At 70.9% G+C, this 19,592-nt stretch carries 14 protein-coding genes; 1 reads left to right on the top strand and 13 read right to left on the bottom strand.

All coding sequences use genetic code 11. The annotated features are described in order from the left end of the window. Nucleotides 1-710 precede the first annotated feature (710 nt). From AC08OX_RS00955 to trpC, 10 genes are all read right to left on the bottom strand, one after another. Complete coding sequence (locus tag AC08OX_RS00955; protein ID WP_476606052.1) at nucleotides 711-1,562, bottom strand: sulfite exporter TauE/SafE family protein; 852 nt, start codon at nucleotides 1,560-1,562, stop codon at nucleotides 711-713. 72 nt (nucleotides 1,563-1,634) lie between these two features. Beyond that, entirely contained in the window at nucleotides 1,635-2,090 is a 456-nt protein-coding gene (locus AC08OX_RS00950) for a tellurite resistance TerB family protein (protein ID WP_011437394.1), read from the bottom strand. Nucleotides 2,091-2,182: 92 nt separating this feature from the next. After that, nucleotides 2,183-4,357 (bottom strand): phosphoinositide-specific phospholipase C-related protein, encoded by a 2,175-nt coding sequence (locus AC08OX_RS00945; RefSeq protein WP_476606051.1) that lies wholly within the window; start codon nucleotides 4,355-4,357, stop codon nucleotides 2,183-2,185. 3 nt (nucleotides 4,358-4,360) lie between these two features. Further along, nucleotides 4,361-4,981, bottom strand: a complete 621-nt coding sequence (locus AC08OX_RS00940; RefSeq protein ID WP_476606050.1) for an adenylate kinase — start codon at nucleotides 4,979-4,981, stop codon at nucleotides 4,361-4,363. Between the two features lie 152 nt (nucleotides 4,982-5,133). Beyond that, nucleotides 5,134-6,576, bottom strand: coding sequence for a glutamate synthase subunit beta (locus AC08OX_RS00935; RefSeq protein ID WP_476606049.1), 1,443 nt, complete (start codon nucleotides 6,574-6,576; stop codon nucleotides 5,134-5,136). A gap of 59 nt (nucleotides 6,577-6,635) precedes the next feature. Next, nucleotides 6,636-11,192 carry a glutamate synthase large subunit gene (gene gltB / locus AC08OX_RS00930; protein WP_476606048.1) on the bottom strand — a complete coding sequence of 1,519 codons (4,557 nt, stop codon included), beginning with the start codon at nucleotides 11,190-11,192 and terminating at the stop codon, nucleotides 6,636-6,638. 281 nt (nucleotides 11,193-11,473) lie between these two features. Further along, nucleotides 11,474-12,631: a prolipoprotein diacylglyceryl transferase gene (lgt, locus tag AC08OX_RS00925; RefSeq protein ID WP_476606047.1), complete on the bottom strand. Its 1,158-nt coding sequence runs from the start codon at nucleotides 12,629-12,631 to the stop codon at nucleotides 11,474-11,476. Nucleotides 12,632-12,803: 172 nt separating this feature from the next. Next, nucleotides 12,804-13,625 carry a tryptophan synthase subunit alpha gene (trpA, locus tag AC08OX_RS00920; protein ID WP_476606046.1) on the bottom strand — a complete coding sequence of 274 codons (822 nt, stop codon included), beginning with the start codon at nucleotides 13,623-13,625 and terminating at the stop codon, nucleotides 12,804-12,806. A 111-nt stretch (nucleotides 13,626-13,736) separates the two neighbouring features. Continuing rightward, complete coding sequence (trpB, locus tag AC08OX_RS00915) at nucleotides 13,737-15,062, bottom strand: tryptophan synthase subunit beta (RefSeq protein ID WP_476606045.1); 1,326 nt, start codon at nucleotides 15,060-15,062, stop codon at nucleotides 13,737-13,739. 68 nt (nucleotides 15,063-15,130) lie between these two features. After that, nucleotides 15,131-15,934 carry an indole-3-glycerol phosphate synthase TrpC gene (gene trpC / locus AC08OX_RS00910; protein ID WP_476606044.1) on the bottom strand — a complete coding sequence of 268 codons (804 nt, stop codon included), beginning with the start codon at nucleotides 15,932-15,934 and terminating at the stop codon, nucleotides 15,131-15,133. A gap of 562 nt (nucleotides 15,935-16,496) precedes the next feature. Between trpC and AC08OX_RS00905 the strand changes: the two genes are divergently transcribed. Continuing rightward, nucleotides 16,497-16,823: a hypothetical protein gene (locus AC08OX_RS00905; RefSeq protein WP_476606043.1), complete on the top strand. Its 327-nt coding sequence runs from the start codon at nucleotides 16,497-16,499 to the stop codon at nucleotides 16,821-16,823. Here the strand turns inward: AC08OX_RS00905 and AC08OX_RS00900 are convergent, their stop codons facing one another. Genes AC08OX_RS00900 through hisI form a run of 3 tightly spaced genes read right to left on the bottom strand, consistent with a single transcriptional unit; the run spans nucleotide 16,824 to nucleotide 19,575 of the window. Then, nucleotides 16,824-17,525 (bottom strand): Trp biosynthesis-associated membrane protein, encoded by a 702-nt coding sequence (locus AC08OX_RS00900; RefSeq protein ID WP_476606042.1) that lies wholly within the window; start codon nucleotides 17,523-17,525, stop codon nucleotides 16,824-16,826. After that, complete coding sequence (locus AC08OX_RS00895) at nucleotides 17,522-19,099, bottom strand: anthranilate synthase component I (RefSeq protein ID WP_476606041.1); 1,578 nt, start codon at nucleotides 19,097-19,099, stop codon at nucleotides 17,522-17,524. The genes AC08OX_RS00900 and AC08OX_RS00895 overlap by 4 nt, the downstream gene beginning before the upstream one ends. Beyond that, nucleotides 19,096-19,575, bottom strand: coding sequence for a phosphoribosyl-AMP cyclohydrolase (gene hisI / locus AC08OX_RS00890; RefSeq protein WP_476606040.1), 480 nt, complete (start codon nucleotides 19,573-19,575; stop codon nucleotides 19,096-19,098). The genes AC08OX_RS00895 and hisI overlap by 4 nt, the downstream gene beginning before the upstream one ends. Nucleotides 19,576-19,592 lie beyond the last annotated feature (17 nt).

Genomic DNA, 19,592 nt, shown 5'->3' with positions numbered 1-19,592 from the left:
ACCCGTGCCGAAAATGGCGAGAAGAAGACCGGGAGAATCGGCGTTGTATTTTCACCGCCGACGACCGACGCCGCGTGTCCGGGGCCCGCGGTGATGGCACCATGGCGCTTTCTTCGTCGGCACGCGACGTCGTTCCGGACAAGTCCGGCGGATTCCTTCTCCCGGATTTCAGAATGCTCGGCGCGCCGCCGGCCCCCCGGCCGCGGGACGTCGTCGACGGAGCCGGGGAGCTCCGTCGGGCCGAGAGGTACGACGAAGACACCGCGCACCGGATGGCTCCACTGGCCAGAGTGGACGAGCTGGCGCAGCTGGCCGCGGGTCAACCCAGCGGCCATCGCCTGCCGGTAGGTGATCGCACCCCCCTGGCGACCGGCGATGCGGACCGCGGGGTCGAAACCTGGATAGCGCACGGGACGGGTCGGCGGGGACGAGGCCGAAGCGGAAAACGTCATGGACCGAGAATCCATCAGGTAGCCCCGGTAATCCAGCGCCGCAGGCCACCTGTGGATAACTCCTCACAGGAGGACGACGAACGTAGGGCCCACCGGTAACCCAGCCGGCTGTCACCGGAACCATTTCCTCAAGCCGGCTTAGGAAGAGTAGCCGCTACCTGGCCGAGTTGCTTGCGCGAATGTACGATAACGACGGCGTGCACCGTCCGATAACGTAAGATAGTCCACGGACGGCCGGTTCAACGGACGGCCGGCTGGTCAGCCACGGATCAGCAACGCGATCGCCACGATCGCACCGAGCGTGATGACCACGCCACGTAGAACGTTCGGTCGTAGCCGGCGGGCCACCCGGGCACCGATCGTCCCACCGAGCAGGGATGCGACCACGAGGATGCCGGCGAACCCCCACGAGGCCTTCGCGGTGACCAGGAAGACCGCCACTCCCACCGCGTTGGCCCCGAACGCGAGCAGCGTCTTCAGCGCGTTGGTGCGCTGCAGGTCGTCGGTGAGCAGAATGCCCAGCACCCCAAGGAGCAGCACCCCGAGCCCCGCGCCGAAATACGATCCGTAGGCTCCCGCGACGAAGATCCCGAGCCGAGTCGGCCAGGTCACCCGGTCGGAGGCGAGCGAACCGGAGGCGGGCGACAGCAATGCGGCCGCGGGCGAACCGGATGGCCCGGATGGCGCCGACTCCGGCGGCCCGCCACCCGCCGCCGTGCTGGCTCTCCGGCGTGCCACCACGGCCGCGAGCCGGGGCTGAGCCGCCAGGAGCAGACAGGAGACCAGCACCAGGTACGGAACCAGCGCCCGGAAGCTGTCGGAGGGCGTGGCCAGCAGCACAACGGCGCCGGCCAGACCGCCGAGCAGAGCCGGCGGTCCCAGGGCACGCAGCCGGACGGCCTGCCCGGCAAGCTCGCGGCGGTAGCCCAGCGCCCCACCGGCGTACCCGGTGACCAGCCCCACCGATGAGGTGATGTTGGCGGTCAGCGCCGGCAGACCGGTGGCGAGCAGCGCCGGGAAGGCGATCAGGGTCCCGCCGCCCGCGATCGTGTTCACCGCGCCCGCGAGCAGACCCGCCCCGCCCGCGAGCAGGGCATCGGCTGGTCCCACGTGTCCTCTATGCCGATGGAAGGGTGACGGGGTGACGGGGTGACGGGTTCGGTGCAGTGCGGCCGGTCCGGCTCAGAGGTCGAACTCCTCCGGGTTGATGCCGACCGCGAAGCACGCCTCCCGCACGACGGCCTGCTCCGTCTTGTCGAAGTTGCCATCGGCCCCGCCGATGACGATCCCGATCTGGATGACCGCTCTGGCCTCCGCCGGCTTCTTCTTCGTCTTCCCGATCTCCTGGAGGATGGAGACCTTGCCGAACTCGAAATCGGCCTGCAGCTTGCCGACATAGTCGTTGAAGCGACGCTGGAGATCATCCGCGGGAAAGTTGTTGAGCACGTCGTTGGAGATGATCAGCGCGGCGACCCGCTGCCGCTCGGCCGGGTCGATGGTCCCGTCCGCCGCGGCGACCAATGCGCACATCGCCATGCTGGCATCGCGGAAGGCACCGCTCTTCAGGTCGTTTTTCTTGGCGTTCAGCTGGCCCTGCATCGTCTGGGCGGACTGACGCAGCTGGTTCCAGATCGGCACCTGGGCTCCCTCGCACGGTGACGTATCACTAGATGGTTCCTCGCAGGTCAACGCATGACCGCCCGGACATGCTCCCACCGGCTGGCCGAGGGTCAGGAACCGGCACCGCCGCGAACGCGGTTGAGCCGGTCCACCGCCGCCTGCGCGTCACCGATCGTGGCGAAGTCGACCGCGACGAACGTCGGGATCCGCCCGCGCTCCTGGCGACAATGCTGTGCCCGGGTGAACACGGTCTCGGCGGCGTTCGCGCCGAGGGCGGCACGGCGGCTGGGCGCGGCGGCGGTGAGCCAGTGGTTCATCAGGAGCAGCGAGGCACCGTCCACGCCCCGGTTGCGGGCGCAGGTCCGCAGATCCTCGGGTTTCTTCGCATCGAACGGAGTGTCCTCGGCGTACCGGTAGAAGCTGCGCAGGAACGTGCCCGGCAGGTCCTGCCGCTCGGTGAAGACCACCAGGCGTCGGCCCGAGGCAACCATCTCGCGCAGGGTCGGCCATCGGCCATGCGGATCCTCCGGCGGCGTCGTCACCATCCCCGCGAGGCCCGCGGCCGCCACGCCGCCGGCGATCTCGCTCGCCGGCACCTCATTATCCTGGATGATCAGCGTCACGACCTCGGTGGGATTGCGGTTCATCCAGTCCCGGACCCGAGTCAGCTCCGCCACGAAGTCGAGGGAGCCGAGCTGGCACAGGTCATGGCACAGCCAGGTGCCGGGGCGTTCCGACCGGGCGCCTCGCGTCAGCGGGGCGAGCGCGTCGCGGGTCGCGGGCGGCAGGGTCTGCAGATAAGCGTCGACCTGGGTCGGCGATGTCCAGTGGTGCACATCGAGCAGCAGGGCGCGCACCCCCAGGTCGAGCTGGTGCGTGATCGCCGGGTCCTGGGCAGGCCCGAGAAACCGGTCCTCGCTGGTGGCCATCGCGTTGTGGGTGGCCAGGTAGCTCACCTGGTCATAGCGCCGGTCGCATAGCGCCTGCTGGCTGTTGCAGAGCTTGCGGGCCTCGGCGGCGGCGCCGGGGAAGGCCGTCCAGGTCACGATGATCATCAGGGGCGCCGCGAGGGCGAACGCCGTGGCGACCCGGCGCCGCCGGCCGGTCCGGTTCCACCGGGCGGACACCGCGACGAGCCGCGACAATCCGTAGCCGACCAGGCCGGCCACCAGCGTCCAGGCCACGATCCGCAGGAAGTCGCTCTCGAGCGTGCCGTAGGCGCGCGAGGAGAAGTCGACCAGCACTGCGCCGGCTCCCGGCGGCAGGGGCGACGACGGCCTGTCCAGCGAGGTCAGCGGATTCGGCAGCGCGATGCGCAGGACGACGCCGAGCAGCCCGGCACCAACGCCGGCGAGGACCACCGCACCGGTCGCGGCCCGGACCCGGGACACCCCCCGCAGCCCGGCCAGCACGACGATGCTGACCATGGCCGCCGTCATGATCAGGGCGAGCAGGAGGGAGACCCACACCAGGGTCGCGGCGACGTCGTGCAGCCGGTCGATCGCGACGATCATCGGCCGGTCACGCAGATCCGACAGGCGGACCCCGAGATCGAGGGTGGATCCGTGGAGATACGCCTGGAGCCGGCCGATGGCCGTCTCGTCGCCCCGGAAGACCTCCGGACCGACCAGCGCCAGCGCTCCGGCGATGTTGCCCGACCTCAGCAGGGCGCGCAGCGGAGCCTCGATGCGCGCCCGGGTGTCGGCGTCCACCCGGTCCAGCACCACGGGCAGGACGCGGTCGGTGTCCTGCGGGGAGAGCTCGATCGCGGGCAGGGACTTCGGCGGGCGCCCGGCGGCGATGTCGTCGAGCGCGGTGACGACATCGTGGGTGAACTCCTGCACGGTGGTGACCTGGTAGCTGGTGCCGGCACCCAGTTCACCGGCGACGTACCGGTTGGCCAGGCCCGAGATGTTGTCGAAGATCGGCCGGAGATCGACGGCGAGTTCGACGTCGTCCGTGTCGGCCCGCAGGTAGTCGACGATCCGGTTGATCTGCTCGTCGGTCATCGCCTGGATCGTCGACGGGGGCAGCACCGTGCGCAGGTTCGCGGTGACGAGGGAGCTGTCGACCGGGAGGCCGGCCAGCAACGTGTCGACCGCAGGATCGGGCAGTACCTGGGTGTAGACGCGGTCGAAGGCGTCGGCCCGGTTCAGCGACTGCGAGTAGAAGGCCGGGTTCAGCACGGTCCGCCACGCGGTGATGACGACGACCAGCGGCAGCCAGCAGAGCACGACGAGGGCGACGAGGGCGAGGCGCCCCCGCTCCCCTCCTCGGCGACCCATGGCCTACCGACAGACAGGCAGACCTGGCCGGGCCCGCAGACCCGGATGGGCCCGCAGACCCGGATGGGCGACGTCCGCCAGCATCTCCTCGATGCGGGCCGCAACCTCGTCCGGGCTGCCGGAACCGTCCACCGTGCGCAGCAGGCCACCCCGCTGGTAGTAGCGGCGCAATGGTGCGGTCTCCTGCTCGAAGACCTTCAACCGGCGACGGGCGGTGTCCTCCGCGTCGTCGACCCGGTCCTCGGTGCGGGACCGGCGCCGGATGCGGTCGAGCACCTCGTCGACGTCGACGACCGCGTCGAGCGGGCCGCAGGTCACCACGAGCATCCGGTCCAACGCCTCGGCCTGGGGGTAGGTCCGGGGGAACCCGTCGAACAGGAACCCCACCGCACAGTCGACGCCACTCTCGAGCCGGTCGGCGACGATGTCGAGCACGATCTCGTCGGGGACCAGCTCGCCCGCGCGGACGTAGCGCTCCGCGCGATGGCCCAGCGGCGTACCCGCGGCGATCTGCCGGTCGAACAGCCGACCGGTCGAGATCGAGGGGATGCCGTGCCGGGCGCTGATGCGAGCGCCCTGGGTTCCCTTGCCGGAGCCGGGTGGACCGAGCAGCACGAGCCTCATGGCACTGAACGGTACCGCCGCAGGTCACCAGGCCGGTCGGCGAGTCCGGTCAATCGCCGCGGATCCGGCATGGAGCAAGGCAGATCACATGAATCTTCGGCCGAAAAGTGCTCCGATGTTCCGGCCGCACGCCGGGGCCGGCAGGCTCCCGGTCAGCGACGCGTCGGCGTGATGGGCTCGGGCAGGTCCGTCCTGCCCATCAGCCAGCGGTCGGTGGCGGCGGCCGCGGCACGTCCCTCGGCGATCGCCCAGACAATCAGCGACTGCCCGCGTCCCATGTCCCCGGCGACGAACACGCCGGGGACCGAGGAGGCCCACCCGGCGTCGCGCGCCACGTTGCCGCGCGCGTCCAGCTCCACCCCGAGATCGGTCAGCAGGCCGGACTGTTCCGGACCGGTGAACCCCATGGCGAGCAGCACCAGCTGGCAGGGCAGCTTGGTGTCGGTACCCTCGACCTTCTCGAACTTCCCGCCGACGAGGCGCACCTCGTGCATGCGCAGCGCCCGCACGTTGCCGTCCTCGTCACCGAGGAAGCGCTCGGTGGAGACGGCGAAGACCCGCTCGCCGCCCTCCTCGTGCGCGCTGGAGACCCGGTAGATGATCGGGTACGACGGCCACGGGTTGGCCGGGGCCCGCAGCTCCGGCGGCCGGGGCATGATCTCGAGCTGGTGCACGGAGAGCGCGCCCTGGCGGTGGGAGGTGCCCAGGCAGTCCGCGCCCGTGTCACCGCCGCCGATGATGACCACGTTCTTGCCCTTGGCGGAGATGGGCGACTCGGGCAGGTCCCCCTGCGCGACCCGGTTCGCGGGCACCAGGAACTCCATCGCCAGCTGGATGCCACCCAGCTGGCGGCCGGGAACGAGCAGGTCCCGGCCGACCGTCGATCCCCCGGCGAGGACCACCGCGTCGTGGGAGGAACGCAGCTCGTCCGCGGAGATGTCGAGGCCGACGTTGCAGGACGTGACGAACGACGTGCCCTCGGCCGCCATCTGCGCGAGCCGGCAGTCCAAGACCCGCTTCTCCATCTTGAACTCGGGGATGCCGTAGCGGAGCAGGCCGCCGATCCGGTCGGCCCGTTCATAGACCACGACCTCGTGGCCGGCCCGGGTGAGCTGCTGGGCGGCGGCGAGACCGGCCGGGCCGGAGCCCACGACCGCCACCCGCTTGCCGGTACGCAGCGACGGCGGAACCGGGACCACGGTGCCGTCGGCCCAGGCGCGGTCGATGATGCTGACCTCGACCTGCTTGATGGTCACCGGATCGTCGCCGATGCCGAGCACGCAGGCCGCCTCGCACGGCGCCGGGCACAGCCGCCCGGTGAACTCGGGGAAGTTGTTCGTCGCATGCAGCCGCTCGATGGCGTCCACCCAGTCGCCGCGCCGGGTCAGGTCGTTCCATTCCGGAATGATGTTCCCGAGCGGACAGCCCTCGTGACAGAACGGGATGCCGCAGTCCATGCACCGACTGGCCTGCGTGCGCAGATGCTCCTCGGGGAACGACTCGTACACCTCACGCCAGTCGGTGATCCTGACGTCCACGGGACGGCGCTTCGGCAGCTCCCTGCGGTGCTTGAGGAAGCCGGTCGGGTCAGCCATGCCGCTCCTGTCGGGTCCGTGCGATCGCGATGATGGTCGGGTCGTGCTTGGCGGCCCGGTCAGCCACGAGCCGCCGCCATGATGACCTCGTCGGCGACGAGCCCCTGCTCCTGCGCCTGCCGGATGGCGGTCAGCACCCGCTTGTAGTCCCGTGGCATCACCTTACGGAACGACCCGCGCACGGTGTCCCAGTCGGTGTACAGCCGGGCGGCCACCGTCGAACCGGTCTCCCGGCGGTGCCGGACGAGCAGGTCCCGCACGATCGTCTCGTCGGCGTCGTCCAGCGCCTCGACGTCCACCATCTCGGTGTTGATCCGCGCCTCGACCGGGTCGTACAGGTAGGCCACGCCGCCGCTCATGCCCGCGGCGAAGTTGCGCCCGATGGCCCCGAGCACCAGCACGGTGCCGCCGGTCATGTACTCGCAGCCGTGGTCGCCGACCCCCTCGACCACCGCGGTCGCCCCGGAGTTGCGCACGCAGAACCGCTCGCCGACGATTCCGCGGAAGAACGCCTCGCCGCCCGTCGCCCCGTAGAGCAGGACGTTACCGGCGACGATGTTCTCCTCGGCCCGCAGCGGGGACTCCTTCGGCGGGAAGACGAAGATCTTGCCGCCGGACAGGCCCTTGCCGGCGTAGTCATTCGCGTCGCCCTCGAGGGTCAGTGTCATGCCGCGGGGCGCGAAGGCGCCGAAGCTCTGCCCCGCGGAGCCGGTGAACCGCAGCTGGATCGTGTCGTCGGGCAGCCCCGCCGCGCCGAAGCGCTTCGTCACCTCGTAGCCGAGCATGGTGCCCACGGTCCGGTTGACGTTGCGGATCGGCATCTCCAGCCAGACCGGCCGGCCGTCGTCGAGCGCTCCCTCGCACAGCTGGATCAGCGAGTTGTCCAGCGCCTTGTCCAACCCGTGGTCCTGGCTGGACGTGCAGTTCAGCGAGCCGCCGAAGGGCCGCTCCGGGGTGTGCAGCAACGGGGTGATGTCGAGGCCGGAGGCCTTCCAGTGGTCGACGGCGGCGCGGGCGTCGAGCAGGTCGACCCGGCCGACCGCCTCCTGCAGGCTGCGGAAGCCCAGCGCGGCGAGGTAAGTGCGCACCTCCTCGGCGATGAAGGTGAAGAAGGCCTCGACGAACTCGGGCCTGCCGGTGAACCGCCTGCGCAGTTCCGGGTTCTGGGTCGCCACACCGACCGGACAGGTGTCGAGATGGCAGACGCGCATCATCACGCAGCCGGCAACCACCAGCGGGGCGGTGGCGAAACCAAACTCCTCGGCCCCCAGCAGCGCCCCGACGATGACGTCGCGGCCGGTCTTCAGCTGCCCGTCGACCTGCACGACGATGCGGTCGCGCAGGCCGTTGAGCAGCAGCGTCTGCTGGGTCTCGGCCAGCCCCAGCTCCCAGGGGGCACCCGCGTGCTTCAGCGAGGTCAGCGGCGAGGCGCCCGTCCCGCCGTCGTGCCCGGAGATCAGCACCACATCGGCGTGCGCCTTGGAGACCCCGGCGGCGACCGTGCCGACGCCGACCTCGGCGACCAGCTTGACGTGCACCCGGGCCTTGGGATTGGCGTTCTTCAGGTCGTGGATGAGCTGGGCGAGGTCCTCGATCGAGTAGATGTCATGGTGCGGCGGCGGGGAGATGAGCCCGACACCGGGCGTCGAGTGCCGCGTCTTCGCGATCCACGGGTAGACCTTGTGGCCAGGAAGCTGCCCCCCCTCGCCGGGCTTCGCCCCCTGGGCCATCTTGATCTGGATGTCGTCGGCGTTGGCGAGGTACTCGCTGGTCACCCCGAACCGGCCGCTGGCGACCTGCTTGACCGCGGAGCGGCGCAGGTCCCCGTTCGCGTCCGGCGTGAACCGCTCCGCGTCCTCGCCGCCCTCGCCGGTGTTCGACTTCCCGCCGAGCCGGTTCATGGCGATAGCCAGCGTCTCGTGCGCCTCGGCGCTGATCGAGCCGTAGGACATGGCGCCGGTCGCGAACCGCTTGACGATCTCCGAGGCCGGCTCGACCTCCTCGATCGGCACCGGCGTGCGCACCCCGGTACGCAGCTCGAACAGACCCCGCAGCGTCGCGTTCTCCCGGGACAGACCATCGACCCGGGCGGTGTACTTCTGGAAGGTCTCGTACTGCCGGGTACGGGTGGCGTGCTGGAGCAGGAAGACGGTCTCCGGGTTGAACAGGTGCAGCTCACCCTCGCGGCGCCACTGGTACTCGCCGCCGACCTCGAGCGTGCGGTGCGCGTGCTCGGAGGCGATCGGCGGATAGGCCCGCCGGTGCCGCGCTGCCACCTCCGCCGCGATGACGTCGAGTCCGATGCCGTCGAGGCGCGACGGGGTACCCGCGAAATAGGCGTCGATCAGTTCCTGGGACAGCCCGATCGCCTCGAAGACCTGGGCACCGGTGTAGCTCGCCACCGTCGAGATGCCCATCTTGGACATCACCTTCAGCACGCCCTTGCCGAGCGCCTTGATCATGTTCTCCTCGGCCTGCTCCCGGGACACCCCGACGATCTCGCCCTCGGCGATGAGGCTGTCGATCGACTCGAATGCCAGGTACGGGTTGACCGCCGCGGCGCCGTAGCCGGTGAGCAGCGCGATGTGGTGCACCTCACGGGCGTCACCGCACTCGACGATGAGGCCGACCTTCGTCCTGGTCCGCTCCCGGATCAGGTGGTGGTGCACGGCGGCGGTCAGCAGCAGCGACGGGATCGGGGCCTTGCGCGTGTCGGAGTCCCGGTCAGAGAGCACGACGATGCGGGCACCGTCGGCGATGGCCTCGCTGACCCCGGCGCAGATTTCCGCCAGCCGGGCGGCGAGCGCCGCGCCGCCCCCGTCGACGTCATACAGGCCACGGACCGTCACCGAGGCGAAGCCGGGCATGTCACCGTCGTCGTTGATGCCGATGATCTTCGAAAGCTGGCTGCTGCTGATCACCGGATAGGGCAGGTGCACCATCCGGCAGGACGCCGGGGACGGCGCGAGCAGGTTGCCCTCCGGGCCGAGCACCCGGCCCAGGCTCGTCACCAACTCCTCGCGGATCGCGTCCAGCGGCGGGTTGGTGACCTGCGCGAACAACTGGGTGAAATAGTCGAACAGCAGCCGGGGACGGCTGGAGAGCACCGCCACCGGCGTGTCGGTGCCCATCGAGCCGATCGGCTCCGCGCCCGTGCGCGCCATCGGCGCGACGAGCACGCGCAGCTCCTCCAGCGTGTAGCCGAACACCTGCTGGCGACGCAGCACCGAGGAGCGCCCGTAGAGGAGCTGCTCCCGCTCGGGCAGGTCGTCCAGCTCGATCAGACCGGCGTGCAGCCACTCCGCGTACGGCGCCGCGTTCGCGAGCTCGGACTTGATCTCCTCGTCGCTGACGATGCGCCCCTCGGCGGTATCCACCAGGAACATCCGCCCCGGCTGGAGCCGGCCTTTCTGCACCACCTTGTGCGGCGGGATGTCGAGCACGCCCACCTCGGAGGCCATCACGACCAGGCCGTCGTCGGTGGCCCAGTACCGCGAGGGCCGCAGCCCGTTACGGTCGAGCACCGCCCCGATGACCGTCCCGTCGGTGAACGCGATGGAGGCCGGGCCGTCCCACGGCTCCATCAGCGTGGAGTGGAACTGGTAGAAGGCGCGCGGTGCCGGGTCCATCTCGGTGTGGTTCTCCCACGCCTCGGGGATCATCATCAGCACCGCGTGCGGCAGGCTGCGACCGCCCAGGTACAGCAGTTCCAGGACCTCGTCGAAGCTCGCCGAATCGCTCGCCCCGTCCGCGCAGACGGGGAACAGCCGGGAGAGGTCACCGGAGATCAGGTCGCTGGCGAGCAGCGCCTCGCGGGCCCGCATCCAGTTCCGGTTCCCGCGGACAGTGTTGATCTCCCCGTTGTGGGCGACGAACCGGTACGGGTGCGCCAGCGGCCAGCTCGGGAAGGTGTTCGTGGAGAACCGGCTGTGCACCAGCGCGATGGCACTGGTGAACCGGGGGTCGTCGAGGTCGGGAAAGTAGACCGAGAGCTGGTGGGTGGTGAGCATCCCCTTGTAGACCAGGGTCCGCGACGACAGCGACGCCAAGTAGACGCCGGTCTCCCGGCGGATCCGCTTGCGGGCGCAGAACGCCCGACGTTCGAGGTCGGCCTGGTCGAACCCGTCCCCCGCGCCGCCCTCAACCGGACCGGCGGCGGGCAGACTACCGGGCAATGCGAGGAACAGCTGCCGCATCCGCGGCTCAACCTCGTGGGCGGCGTGCCCGATGATGTGGCTGACGACCGGCACCTCACGCCAGCCGAGGACCCGCAGCCCCTCCTGGCGGACGATGCGGCTGATGGTGCGCACGGCTTCGTCCCGCTCCCCCGAGACCTGCGGCAGGAAGGCGATCCCGACGGCGTAACGCCCCGGGGCGGGCAGCGTGAAGTCGACGACGTCACGCAGGAACAGGTCGGGGACCTGCACCAGGATGCCGGCTCCGTCGCCGGTGTCCGGGTCGCTGCCCGAGGCACCCCGGTGGTCGAGGTTACGCAGCACGGTCAGGCCCTGCTCGACCAGCTCGTGACTGCGCCTGCCGTGTACATCGACGACGAAGCCGACGCCACAGGCATCGTGTTCGAAGGTGGGGTCGTAAAGACCTTGCGCACTCGGCATCCGGCGAAGTCCTGTCCATCTTCAGGGGCTGAAGGGGGTGCGGACAACGCTGTCCGAGTGGTGTGACGGCACGGCGACGCTGGCCCGGCGCCCCGTGTCTCTACCGAGTGTGCCACGCGGCCCGCTCATGCGCCGCGATCAAATATGTCCAGGAGATCACCGCCAGATGACGTCATACCTCCCCGCCCGGCCTCGGTCACTACAAGTAGGGGAAGGTCGACGGTCCAGCCGACGCCCGGGGCCCCGCCGGAGACGGCGTCTCAGGCGTCTCCGGCGTCTCATCAGGGCAGCTGCGGCTCCTCCGGCGGAACGGCCGCGGCCGACGTGTGCCCACCGCTCGCCGGCAATCTCGTCGCCAGGCCGCGGCTCTGCTGCGAACCAGCCGGTACGGCGGTGGTGGTGGTGGCGGCGGTGGTGGTGGCGGTGGTCGGCCCGGAGGCATCGGGCACCGCGGCATCGGGCACCGACCCGGCGGAACCAGGATCGGCCTGATCGGGACCAGCCGGATCAGGATCGACCGAATCGGGACCAGCCGAATCGGGACCGGCCGCCCGCTGGTCGGCGGTACCGGCAGTCGTCACCGTGGACCGCGCCGCGGGCCGGGAACGGGCGATTCCGAGGGCCTCCTGCTCCTCCCTGGACAGATTCGGATCCACGGGACTGCGGGTGACCGCCAGCGCCAGCAACGCCCCCAGACAGACAACGATCGAGGTCCAGATGTTGACCCGCAGCCCGAGGATCTGGTTCGCCGTGTCGATGCGCAGCATCTCGATCCACAACCGGCCGAACGTGTAGAGCGCGACGTAGAGGCAGAACAGCTTGCCGCGGCCGAGCCGGTGCCGCCGATCGACGACCAACAGGATCCCGGCCACCACCAGGTTCCACAGGCACTCGTAGAGGAAGGTCGGCTGATAGGTGGACACGCCGGGGATGATCTGGTGCTTCTCGTCGATGCGCACCGCCCAGGGCAGGGTGCTCGCCTTGCCGTACAGCTCCTGGTTGAACCAGTTGCCCCAGCGTCCGATCGCCTGGGCCAGGATGATGCCCGGCGCCGCGGCGTCGCCGAACAGGGCGAGGCTGATGCCGTAGCGCCGGGTCGCCAGCCACGCGCCGAAGGCCCCGCCCGCGATGGCGCCCCAGATACCCAGCCCGCCGTTCCAGATCTTGATGACGTCCAGCACGTTGCCGTCCCGGCCGAAATAGACGGCCGGAGTGCTGACCACGTGGTAGACGCGGGCGCCGACGATGCCGAACGGGACGGCCCAGTAGGCGACCTCGCTGGCCACCATGGGATCCATGCCGCGGGCGCGCAGCCTTCTTCCCGTCACGAATACGGCGACGAAGACGCCAATAATGATCATCAAGGCGTAGGCACGCAGCGGCACCGGCCCGAGATGCACCACGCCACGCGATGGGCTGGGAATAGCGGCGAGAACCACGGTCGCCAGGCTATCCCGTGGACCCGTCCATCACGCGCGGGGTGCCCCGGCCACGTGTCGCACAGTCACGTGTCTCGCTCGGTGCGCGGCGGGGTGATATATGCGGCGCTCGATGCGGGCAATACTCGATGTGGGCGACAGATGTGACGGCCGGGTCGGGACGGCCGGGAGTTCACGCCGAAACGGGAGCGCGCACCCCTCCGGCGAGTTCCGCGGCGAGCCGACGGATTCCGGCGAGGCCCGCTGAGGCGCCGGCTCCGGAACGTTCCGCCTCAAGCAGGACCTTCACCAGCGCGGAGCCGACGATCACACCGTCGGCGAAGCCCGCGACCTCGGCGGCCTGCGCCGCGGTGCTCACCCCGAGCCCCACCGCCACCGGGAGCTCGGTGGCGGACCGCACCCGGGCGACCAGATCGGCCGCCCGTTCGCCGACCGCCGCCCGGGTCCCGGTGACACCCATCAGCGAGGCGGCATAGACGAAGCCGCGCGCGACGCCGGCGACCAGCCGGAGACGGGTGTCCGAGGAGCTGGGAGCGACGAGGAACACCGGGGCCAGGCCGTGCGCGGCGCACGCGTCGAGCCAGGGCCCGGCCTCCTCGGGCGGCAGGTCCGGAGTGATTGCCCCGGCGCCCCCGGCGGCGGCCAGATCGGCCGCAAACGAGGCCGCGCCGTAGCGGTCGATCGGGTTCCAGTAGGACATGACCAGGGCCGGGGCCCCCGTCGCGGCGACGGCCTCGACGGTGCGGATCACGTCCCGCGTCGTGACCCCGCCGCGCAGGGCCGCATCCGCCGCGTCCTGGATCACCGGACCATCCATGGTGGGGTCGGAGTAGGGCAGGCCGACCTCAACAACGTCGACTCCCACCGCCACCATGGCCCGCATGGCCTCGATCGCCCCGTCCACCGTCGGGAATCCCGCGGGCAGATAGCCGACCAGCACCGACCGCCCCTCCTCGCGAGCCGCCGCGAACACTGCGTCCAACCGACTCTGCACCGTGCGTCCGTTCCGTCGAGCCCGAGGGCCTTTATGGCCTGTCTGTCCTGCGCGTTCTGTGCGTCCCGTCTTGGTTGCTGCCGGTCCCGAGACAGGGTCCCTCAGGGTCCCTCAGGCCGGTCGCGCCGGACCGCCGACGGCATCGGCCTCGTCGAGGAGGTCGAACCAGCGGGCGGCGGTGTCGACGTCCTTGTCCCCCCGACCGGAGCAGTTGACGACGACAAGCGTGCCCGGACCGAGCTTCCGGGCGACGTCGAGGGCACCCGCGAAGGCGTGCGCGCTCTCGATCGCGACCAGGATGCCCTCGGTACGGGCCACCAGCGCGAGCGCCTCCATCGCGGCAGTGTCGTCCACGACCCGATAGCTCGCCCGACCGGTCTCGTGCAGCAGGGCATGCTCGGGGCCGATGCCAGGGTAGTCCAGACCCGCCGAGATCGAGTGGGAGACCTGGGTCTGCCCGAACTCGTCCTGCAGCAGGAACGTCCGCATGCCGTGCAGCACGCCCGCGGAACCGCCGGCGATCGCCGCGGCGTGCCGACCGGTGGCGACCCCGTCCCCCCCGGCCTCGCAGCCGATCAGCGCGACCTCGACGTCGGGGATGAACGGGTGGAAGATGCCCATCGCGTTCGAGCCGCCACCGACGCAGGCGACGACGGCGTCGGGCAGTCGGCCGACACGGTCGAGCACCTGGGCGCGCGCCTCGACCCCGATGATCCGCTGGAAGTCGCGGACCAGCATCGGGAACGGATGCGGGCCCATCACCGACCCGATGCAGTAATGGGTCGTGTCAACGGTGGCCACCCAGTCGCGCATGGCCTCGTTGATGGCGTCCTTCAAGGTTCGGCTGCCGGAGGTGACCGCGACGACCTCGGCGCCGAGCAGGCGCATCCGGGCGACGTTGAGGGCCTGCCGGCGGGTGTCCTCCTCGCCCATGTAGACGACGCAGTCCAGGCCGAGCAGGGCGCAGGCGGTGGCCGTGGCAACACCGTGCTGACCGGCTCCGGTCTCGGCGATAACCCGGGTCTTGCCCATCCGCCGGGTCAGCAGGCACTGCCCGAGAACATTATTGATCTTGTGGGAACCGGTGTGCGCGAGATCCTCACGCTTGAGCAGGATGCGGGCACCGCCAACGTGCGCGGTGAGCCGGTGGGCGTCGGTGAGCGGAGTGGGCCGGCCCGCGTAGCTCGCCAGCAGCCCGTCCAGTTCCGCGGTGAAGCCGGGATCCACCCTGGCCGCCGCGTAGGCTGCGGTGAGCTCGTCCAGCGCCGCCATGAGGGCCTCGGGGACGAAGCGACCACCGAAACGCCCGAAGTGCCCCGAAGAGTCCGGGAACGCCTGCCAGCTCGATGCGTCCGGACGGACCAGACCGGAGCCCGACGGCGTCCCGGTTCCGGCGGCCGCGGGGCGAACTGACTCGGCAGCGGTTCGGATGGTCACGGTGCGACTGTATAGGGCCGAGCCCCGGATACCAGGGCACGGGCACCAGGGCACGGGCGCCGGTGGCCTCAGCGCCCGACCCGGGCCGCCGGATGCGCGCCGGCCGCCACCAGATCGGCGACCGTCTGACGAGGATCGCCGGTGACGGCTGCCTCGCCGACCAGTACCACGTCCGCCCCCGCGGCGGCGTAGGCGAGCAGATCGTGCGGCCCCCGGATGCCGGACTCGGCGACCGCGAGCACTTCCGGGGGCACCATCGGCGCGAGCCGGGCGAAGGTGCTCCGATCGATCTTCAGCGTGTGCAGGTCGCGGGCGTTCACCCCGACCAGTTGGGCGCCGGCGTCCAGCGCCCGCAGCATCTCCGCCTCGTCGTGCACCTCGACCAGCGCCGTCATGCCCAGGGACTCGATCCGCTCGCGCAGGCCGACGAGCCGCGGCTGGTCCAGCGCCGCGACGATGAGCAGGACGATGTCCGCCCCGTGCGCCCGGGCCTCGAAGACCTGGTAGGGCGACACGATGAAGTCCTTGCGCAGCAGCGGGACGTCCACCGCGCGACGCACGGCGTCGAGGTCGGCCAGGGAGCCACCGAAGCGCCGTTGCTCGGTCAGGACACTCACCGCGGCGGCGCCCGCCGCCTCGTACTCGGTGGCGAGGGCAGCGGGGTCGGTGATGGTCGCCAGCTCCCCCTTCGAGGGGGAACGGCGCTTCACCTCGGCAATCACCGAGACCCGGGAGTCCCGGAAGACGGCAAGCGCGTCCTTCGGGTCGGGAACGCGTTCCACCCGCCGCTTGAGATCTGCCAGAGAGGTCTGTTGCTCGCGGGCGGCAAGATCGATCCCGACCCCGTCGAGGATCTCGGTGAGAACGCTCATCGCCCCGCGCTCGCGACTGTCGCGGTCATGCCGCCGATGGTAGGCCAGGCAGGCACGGTGTGCCCGGCGCCCCCACATGCGGCTACGATCCACGACTCCACATAGTTGACTTTCCCGTGAGGAATCGGGTAGCAGCCCGAACACACCCATCTTCACGGACGCTGCACTGTCAGCCACTTCGGATCCGCCTGCACCGATCAGCTACGGTCCGCAATCGATCTTGCGTCGTGAGCCCGTTGACAGAGTAACGCGACGAGGCCGGTGAACCACCGTGTGCAGAGGCACCACCGGGTTACCACCTCGATCGCCGGGCGACGACATCACGAGATCCGGCCGGCCGCACGACGGGTTCTCGGGATCGGCTGCCGCGACGCGCCGCGCGCACTCGGGACCGCCGCGCCTTCGCCGACCGGAAACACGCATGGCACGCCGCACATGTCCTCGGGCGGACCCGAACCCTCGGGCGGACCCGGGCAGCACCCCAGGGACAGCGTGGCGGGCTGGCGTCGATCGTCGGCACCCCCTACGCTCAAACATGAGTTCGATACCAAGGAGAGTTCCGATGGACAGCCGCCCCCTCTCGTCCCCCCTCGGCGCCGCCCGGGTGCCCGCGGCGCGCGACGCCCCGGGTGCGCACCGGCGGCTCCGCCTCGAGCCCGAGCTCGCCGAGCAACTCGACGAGCTGTCCCGCTGCCTGATCCGGATGGACGCCGTCATGATGATGCTCGAAGCCGACCTGGACCGCCGGGCACTGGCTCTCACGGAGCTAGTCGACCCGTTTCCCGACCTCCCACCCGCGGACCTGGCGCCCGCCGACCCGCTGGCCGGTGGCGCTCCCGGTTCCGGCTGGCCGGCCCGCCAAGCCGGGCGTCGCGGAGACGCCAGGTGATCAGGTCGGGTCGTGGCCCCGCTCGATCGCGTCCCAGGCGTCGGCCGGAGTGGCATCGCGGGCCTGGTAGCGGCCGGACATTGCGGGCCATGACCGGCCGCGCAGGACGACGAGGGCGCCGCCGAGGATGAGCAGCAGCCCGCCCGCAAACGACAGCCAGGGAGCGATCGTCTGGCTGACGTCATCGATCCGCGCCTGGCCACCGGGCACGAGCTGGCGGACCTGATCGGTCTCGCGCAGCGTCGGGAGTGGATCCCAGCCGATGCGTCCGGCCACGTAGGCGATACCGGTCCCGGCTGCCGCGGTGAGCACACCGATGACCAGCCGCCCGATGCGCCGGGTGGCCACGATCGCCACGGCCGCGGCAAGCCCGACCAGGGCGAGAGCGGTCGCCGTCGATGCGAGCGCCCCGCCGGTCCAGTGCACGGCGAGTGGCGCTGCGACGGCGCCGCCGTCCGCCCCACCGCGGGGCCCGCTCACCCGGGCGGACACCCAGGTCGCACCGCCCGACACGAGCACGACGCCGGCACCGAGCAGACATCCCAGCACCGCGAGGGTGCGTTCCCGGTGGCCGCGTCGCATCGCCTCGACCGCGTGCACATCGCCTCCGGGACGGTAGCCCGGCGAAGGCGGCTCCGCGGTGCCGGCCCGGTCGCGCGGGGAGGATGGGCGCCCCGCGGGGGGGAACCCCGCGGCCGTCATGACGGCGGTCGCAACGACTCGGCGACCTCGACGGCGCGCAGGACGGCGGCGGCCTTCGCGCGGCTTTCCAGATCCTCGGTGTCGGGATCGGAATCCGCGACGATGCCGGCTCCGGCCTGAACGTAGGCCATACCGTCACGCATCACTGTGGTGCGGATCGCGATCGCGGTGTCCAGATCACCGCCGAAGTCCAGGTAGCCGACCACGCCCCCGTACAGGCCCCGCCGGGTCGGCTCCAGCTCGTCGATGACCTCCATCGCCCGCACCTTGGGCGCCCCCGAGAGCGTCCCCGCCGGAAACGTCGCGGCCAGCACGTCCACGGCGCTGCGGTCCGGAGCCACCTCACCGATCACCGTGGAGACAATGTGCATGATGTGCGAGAACCGTTCGATGGCCGCGAACTCGACGACCCGGACCGAACCGGGGTTGCAGACCCGCCCGAGGTCGTTGCGGACCAAGTCGACCAGCATCACGTGCTCGGAGCGTTCCTTCGGATCCGCGAGAAGCTCCGCCGCAAGCTCGGCGTCCTGTTCGGGAGTGCCTCCCCGGGGCCGGCTGCCCGCGATGGGATGCAGCAACGCCCGGCGGCCGGTGACCTTGACGTGCGCCTCCGGGGAGGATCCGACGACGTCGTGGTCGGCGAAACGCAGCAGGTACATATAGGGACTCGGATTCGAGGTCCGCAGCACCCGGTAGACGTCGAGCGCATCCGCGGTCGTCCGCCGTTCGAAGCGCTGCGAGACGACGATCTGGAAGCACTCGCCGGCACGGATCTCCTCGATGGCCCGCTCGACCGCGGTCTGGAAGGCACCGGGAGGCGTGGCGGAGACGAAGTCGCCGACCCCCGCGGCGGTGCCCGCCGTGGTCGCCACGGTCGGCTCGTTCCACTTCGCGAGATCGCTGGTCATGGCCTCCAGCCGGGCCACCGCGTCGTCGTAGGCGGCGTCCAGGTCGATCCCGGCCGGGTGTGCGGCGGCGTCCGCGTCCCCACCGGTGGTGCCGGTGGCGCCTGCGTCACCGGCACCATTCCCGCAGCCGGTGAAGACGTTGGCTACCAGCAGGCAGGAACCATCCCGATGGTCCAGCACAGCGAGATCGGTGGTGAGCAGCATGCGCAACTCGGGAAGGCCGAGGTCGTCGACGGCGTGCGCGGGGAGCCGCTCGATGCGGCGCACGATGTCGTAGCCGAGATAGCCGACCAGACCACCCATGAGCGGAGGGGCCTGTGGGCTGTTCGAGGCCTGCAGGGTGCTCTCCACCGCACGCAGGATGTCGAGCGGGTCACCGTCGACCGGCACTCCGGGAGGCGGCGCACCGTCCACCCACACCGCCTGCCCGTCGCGCTCGGTCAGCGTCGCCGCGGCCCGCACACCGATGAACGAACACCGCGACCACACCCCGCCATGCTCCGCCGATTCCAGCAGGAACGTCCCGGGGCCGCCGGCGAGCTTGCGGTAGACGCCGACGGGCGTCTCCCCGTCGGCGAGCAGCCGACGGGTGACGGCGACGACCGGATGCGCTGCCGCCGCGGCCCGGAACTCCTCCCGGCCGGGGATGATCTGCCCGGTCGTCATCGGTCCGCACCGGCCTTGCTCACGCCGGCCCTGTCCACGCCAGCGTGGACACCGGCGGCACCGGAAACGCTGGCGGCACCGGAGAGGTCGCGGGGCCGGGCGGTATCCGCGGCCTCGACGGTCACCGTGGGCAGAAGATTGCCGTCGAAGCAGGTCCGCGTGCCCGTGTGGCAGGCCGGGCCCACCTGGTCCACCCGGACGAGGACGGTGTCCCCGTCGCAGTCGAGTGCGACCGACCGCACCCATTGCCGGTGCCCGCTGGTCTCCCCCTTGACCCAGTACTCCGCGCGGCTGCGGCTCCAGTACGTGGCCCGGCCCGTGGTGAGGGTCCGGTGCAGCGCCTCGTCGTCCATCCACCCGAGCATCAGCACCTCACCGGTGTCGTACTGCTGGGCGACGGCGGGAAACAGGCCCGCGTCGTTGCGGCGCAGCCTACGGGCGATGGCGGGATCCAGAGCGGAAGGGCGAACGGTCACCCCACCATTCTGCTCGC

This window comes from Frankia sp. CoBUL1 (genome assembly GCF_978021245.1).
Note: the sequence above shows the minus strand (reverse complement) of the source record. Positions and strands in the feature narration are given on the sequence as shown.